At 56.9% G+C, this 6275-nt stretch carries 2 protein-coding genes; both read left to right on the forward strand.

What is annotated here, in order from left to right; translation table 11 throughout:
- Positions 1-22 precede the first annotated feature (22 nt).
- Positions 23-5191, forward strand: a complete 5169-nt coding sequence (locus ABX749_RS17630) for a DUF1583 domain-containing protein (RefSeq protein WP_372897122.1) — start codon at positions 23-25, stop codon at positions 5189-5191.
- The coding region (locus tag ABX749_RS17635; RefSeq protein WP_372897123.1) for a DUF3592 domain-containing protein at positions 5188-6275 on the forward strand (1088 nt) is incomplete at its 3' end. The genes ABX749_RS17630 and ABX749_RS17635, both read left to right, overlap by 4 nt.

Below are 6275 nucleotides of genomic sequence, written 5' to 3' on the forward strand. Positions count from 1 at the left end.
GATGGAACCCGAATTGCGTCTGATGTCCGCCGATTTGCTGCTGCGACAAGACCGCAAACGCGAGGCTCTCGATGCAATTGATGCGTTGACCGTCTATGACCAGAACACGATGGCCGTTCGCGAATTCGCCGCGGCACGATTGGCCGCCGCGATCGGCGACCGCGACAGGGCGCAAATGGCGGCGCGGCGATTGTTCGGCGTTCGACTCAATACCGACGCACAGATTGAACTGGCCAAACTGATGCGAAAACTGGACATGCGCCAGCTCGCCTCTGATCTGGTCCGTCGCCTGCGCAGCCGCGGCGGCAGCAATACCGACCAGTTGCAATCGTTGATGACCTACTTCGTCGCGCAAGGCGAAAACGATCAAGCCGCCGAGGTGGCGATGGAGTTGCTGCGTCGCAGCGCCCCTTCACGCCGCACCGGCAACCGGTACACGACGACCAATCAAGTCCGACGTCGAAACGCCCTGCAAACGCTCTCGACGACGGGACGATTGACGTCGCTAATCACGGCGACCGAAGAAAAACTCGAAAAAGCCCCCAAGAGTCAACGGATCCGATCCGAGCTGGCCGAACTGTACGTGGCCGCCGGCAAAACGGCAAAATCGCAGGAGCTGCTCGGCGACATGGAACTGACCGACGTCAACAGCGCGCGAGCCCTGGAGTCAACCGCCGAGCAACTGGTGGCGGCCGGCAAAATGGATGAAGCCTGCGACGCCTATTTGAAGCTTTTGCGACGCAAACAAGATTCCTTCAACCAAAACTTTTACGAAATCAAACGCCCTTTCGATGCCCAACAACGACTCGGCGATCTGGCCGATTTGATGATCGAAGTCGGCGTGCAGAAGTTTACCGACCATCGTGTCTCGGAAATCTGCGGAGAATTGATTCGCGAGTCGAATGGTGTCGACAAGGCTCGCGCGCTTTTTTCAGCCATGCTCGACGTTCCAGCGACGTCCACCAATTCGATGTACTCGATGAGCAACATCATGGGGTCGGCCAGCAAGATTTTGACCGACCGGGATCTCGTGATGCGAACGGCGCGTTACATGATCGATGCGTCCGGTAACGGAAATTCATGGGGCACGCTTTTTAACGGCTATTCCACCAGCAGTGACGGCCGGCACAATAATGTGACGACCTACTTTGTCCGCCATGTCTCTCAAGACCAGGAAAATGTCGAAGCCGTCGAGCAGCTTTTGAGGACGAAGCTGCAAGAGAATGAAGATTGGCTCGAAGGCAAGGTCTGGCTCGCGCTGGTGTTGACGACGAACAAAGAATACGACGAAGCCAACGACTTGCTCGAACCCCTGGTCCAGAAAAAGCTAAATCCCCTACCGACGCACGATGTCCTCTGGCTGGTCGGCAGCTTGATCGATAGCCACCCGCCGATGCAGCCGCTGGCCGAACGGATCTATGAGTACGCGTTGGAAAACACGACCGATCGCAACAACCGCGACTTTAAATATTCCTTGAAGGGTCGGATCTGCAATTTCATGGCAGACATCGGCAACAACGCTCGTGCGCGTGAACTGGCGCTCGAAGCGATCGAGAATGCAAAAAGCACCCCGGGTCAACAGTACGGCAACCCCGAATACGAAGCCTATCAGAAGATCCAATCGACGCTGTCCATGATGGATTTCTTATCGAAAATCGACTATCCCACCGACGCCCTTCGGGTCGCTCGCGAATTCGACAAATCCCTGTTCGCGAAATCCGGCCGCTACCAATCGGGGCGCGAGGAGGAATTTGAAAAGAAGCAAAATGCCTTGCTAGAACAGGTTCGAGAACTGGGCGGGTTGGCAACCGTCAAGTCGATGGTCAACGAAACCACCGACGGCCCCAACGCCGTTGATTTTGCGATCACGCTGGGCGATCAACCGTTTACCGAACTCGCGGTGTCATCGCTGTGGATCGAAATGCTGGAGGATGCGGCGGATGATCCGAAGAACGCGGATTCGCTCAATGAGCTGGCCGATCAAATGAAAACACTCGTCGAGAAGCGTCCACTCGATGATACCGCCGCCGCCGCCCACGCCATCGTCTCTCATGTCGCCGGACGCCAACAACCGCTGCATGATCTGATCGACCGCTGGACCGGCGACTCACCCGACGCCCCCGAGGTCACGAATCATCGCCTACGGGGGCGGTTGCTGATGGCTCTGATGCTGCGAGCCGACCGCGAAACCTCTGACGACGAGGATACGATTTCGACACGAAAGAAGATTACGGAGTTGGATCTCGATTCCATTCCAGGCGCCAGCCAAGTCGAACAAACCTGTTTCATCGCCGCGTTGGGCAAACAGGCACTCGCGCGAAGTGACCGGGAAACCACGCAGCGGTTGTGGCAACGGGCGATTGGATTGGCAGCAAGCCAATGGATGTTGTTGGATCTATCACACGCGGCGATCGAAGCCGCGATGCCGGAGATCTCGGCATCCGCATTCGCCACGGCCGTGACGGCACCCGCCGGCCCGATCGAGATTGATGAATCGGAAGACACCTCGGCAAGCTCTTTGGGGCAGTTGCTCGGCAGCGCTCGCCCTCGACAAACCACCTCGTCGAATTCTTCAACCAACGATCTCGATCCAGACGAAGTCCGACTGGCACAACGCATTCTGGACCTCGATGAAGCCTGGCGGGTCAACAAGTTGTACACAAACTTCGTTTTCGACCCACTCGTTGAGTTGACGCTCGGAAAACCCGGCTCTCGAAAGCGAACGTTGTGCACACCGGTGTCGATCAAGGCGGATGATCGAATCGTCATCCATAGCGTTTTTGATCGACTGGCCCGCCGGGCAAGCTGGTCAAAACGCACGGACAAACTGATGGCGTTGCTGCCCGGCGATGATACAGAAACGCATCTTTTGGCCGGGCTGGTTCTGCTGCATGACAAACGGGGCGAAGCAGCACTGCCACGATACGAAGCCGTTGACACCACGGCACTCAACACGCTCCCTAAAGAATTGGTCATCCAATCGTTGCTGATGGCACTGCAGGACTCACACTGCCGCGAGCGTGCGATCGAGTTGGGGCTGGCGCTGATCGACCAGAACCGGCCGTCCCAGCGATACGCCAACATCGAACCGTTTGATACGTTGTCTTTGCACCTGGCCAAACAGGCTCTGGATCAAGGCATGAAGCAAGAGTATGTCGCCGCGTCGATCAACAGCTACCTTGAATTGACCGCGCACGACAACGAACGCTATAGCGGAATCAGCAGCCGCGTCACGCGACGTTTGAGCCAATTGGAAAAAGTCGCCCAGTTGTTGCTGCCCAAAGGACGACTCGATCAAGCGTTGACGTACCTGGCGATGCGTCAAAGCGGCTTCGCCCAAGGCTTCGACCGTGATAATGACTGGGTCGGTTGCTGGGCATTGGAATCGATTCAAGCCCTTCCGGATCGCAATGCGGCCTACCAGATCCTGGCCGATTGGACCTTCCAGGGCGATGGCCCGCTAAATTCGATCCGGACGTTAACCCGACGCGAACCGTTGCCGACCTGGATTCCCCCGTCGGTCGGTGGTTATTACCCGCCGTTTCCGCCCGTTCCTGATCTGTCGCTCCCGATCGCGACGAACTACTACTCGCTTGCTCGACTGGCGATGGAGATCGATGCGAAAGATGATCTTCTGAAACGATTGCAAAAAGCACAATCGGACGGGCGTGCCGGAGCCAACACGGCGATGGCAATCTGTCTTGCGGCGATGAAGCAACCCGTCGAACCGAACCTCCTGTTCGACATCACGACGCATCTGGATTCGATTCATCCGGGTGAAGGAACGCCGGCATCACAGGCACCGCTGGCGGAACTTCAACTCGCATCAATCTTGGCGGCCGACCCGACACACAAGGAGTTCTCCCAGAAGGTGACAAAGGCCCTAATCGGTCATACGCACACTCAATCACGCGGCTACTTGATGCCCTGGGTTGCGCGCTACGAACACGCGCGAGGCTGGGCGGAGACGTCGCCCCTGCGTTCGGCCGATGACCTGGCGCACTGGCTTCGCGCGACGCACGCCAGCGCCAAAGATTTTTCGGAAGGAAAAACGCCGCCGATCTGGGTGTCGGACGGCGACAATCAAGTCCATCATGTGTGTGGCTTTGGCAGCGACTTTCTGTGGTTCCGTTATCCGCTACAAGGCAATTTCACCTTTGAGGTCGAAACACGAGACGGCGGATGGAGAGAATCGGAACTGGTGTTTGACGGACTTCAGTTCGCCGCGCTGGCACACAACAAAAGTGTCTATGTGAAATCGCAAAACAGCAACGACTGGGTGCGTTTCTACTCCGACGCAACCAAACAAAACGAATTCAATCGTTGCAGCGTGACGCTGGATGACGAATCGCTCAGCTATCACGTCAACGACACGTTGATCTACCGTGAGCCTCGGAAAAACCATTCCCCCTGGATCGCGATGATGCTGGCCGGGGATAAACGCACCTCCGTCCGAAACATCAAGATCACCGGAGACCCCCAAATTCCTCGTCACGTGGACCTGATCCCCGATGACACGCTTCGGGGTTGGTCGGGACAGTATTTCGGCGCCAAACTGCCAACCGCTGACGTCAATCTGGACCAACACGACAAAGATGGAAATGCTCCCCAGCGTTATCGATCGGCACCCAAACCGGACCGGATTGCTGATCTTGCCTGGACGGTCCGAAACGGCGAACTGCAAAGCGGTAAGGTCCTGCCACAAAGTTTCAATGGACAGAACAGCATCCACTATGAACGTCCACTCGGTGATGGAGAAACGATCGCCTATGAGTTTTTCTATGACGCAGGAAAAACGGAAGCCCACCCCACGATCGGGCGGATTGCCTACATGATGCGGCCGACGGGTTTGCATTTGCACTGGATGAGCGCCCCACACACGGCATGGACGATTCCCAAAGGATTCGAAGTCCCCCTGCCCGGTGCGGAACCCAAGGCGTTGCCGTTAAAGGACTCGCAATGGAACCGAGTGGAATTGACACGCCGGGGAACCCGACTCGAAATCTTGCTGAACGGTGAATCGGTGTTTGACCAAGAACCACAAACGCAAGTCGGCGACATGGTGTTCGGTTTCTTCCACAACCGCGAACAGACATCGGCGCGGATCAGAAACGTTAGAATCAGCGGATCATGGCCCGAACAGGTTCCGGAGTCGCTCCTTTCGTTTCCCAGTCCTTCAAAGACCCAATGAATCGACACGCCGAATCGCTGGCCGAATCGCTTTCGGAGTTGTTTTGTGAAAACGTCGCTGTCAAACATCAGGAGTCTCGCGAACAGGACGGCGTGAAGTTCATTGTCGCGGAGATCAGTTATCGGACTTCCGGTTCCGATTCCCAGTCGTCAAAGCGCGTCCGTCAGACGGTGACCGTGCTGGACGAGGACATCAATGTCCCCCAATTCGCGTTGTTCCCACATTGGAAGGGGATCGCCGGAATGGTCTTTTCAGCCATCGGGGCGATGAACGATGTCAACTTCAACGACTCGCCAAAATTCTCCGCCGACTACATGCTCCATGCTTGGAATGAAAAGGCGGTCCGCATCCTGTTCACACCGGAGCTGCGTGAATACTTTTCCCGACACGCCGGATGGAGCGCGCGTGGTAACCGGAGTTGCATCGCCGTCTTCCAGCAGGGGCACGTCTGCAAGAGCGAGGAATTGGATGAATTCCTGAACGCCTCGGTCGAGATCTTTCGGCTGTTGCAAGCGGGCGAAAAGGAACTCGACCGACATCCCGAAATCAATCGTGAAGCCCAGGTTCAAGACGCCTATGCGGCCGCGGAAAACATGGGCGGAATCGCCGGGCGGATTCTCCGCAAGGAACTCGATCGGATCGCGTTGTCCGGCGACGAAGTCCAACAGTTTCTTGCCCAACCGGTCCCGCGACTCGATATCCCCGCCGGGATGCAACGCCAAGTGATTCCAGATGTGAAGATGCTGATTGCGATGGGAGTCGTGTTTTCTGTCGCCGGTGTTGTCGTCCCTGTCTTGATTTTTTTGGTGCTGCAAGGGAACGACCGTCTCTTCGCCATTCCCTTCGCCGCAATGTTCTTGCTTGCCGGCGGCCTGATGCTGTACTTTTCCATCCGGCACGGCAAGCGGAAACATCGGCTGCTTCGCCGAGGCACCGTCCAAACGGGCAGGATTGAGCGTGTCGAGCGGACCAACACGGAAATCAACAGTCGACGTCGCTACGTGCTGCATGTCAGCTACGACGTCGGCGGGCAGACGCGGCAAACGACCGCCAATGTTTATTCAGGGATCGAGCGGGCGAAATC

It is taken from the genome of Stieleria sp. (assembly GCF_041595215.1).
Taxonomy (GTDB): domain Bacteria; phylum Planctomycetota; class Planctomycetia; order Pirellulales; family Pirellulaceae; genus Stieleria; species Stieleria magnilauensis.

Coding starts and splice junctions, on each gene's coding strand:
- ABX749_RS17630 (WP_372897122.1), top strand. CDS start 23: ATGTCCGCCGATTTGCTGCTGCGACAAGACCGCAAACGCGAGGCTCTC.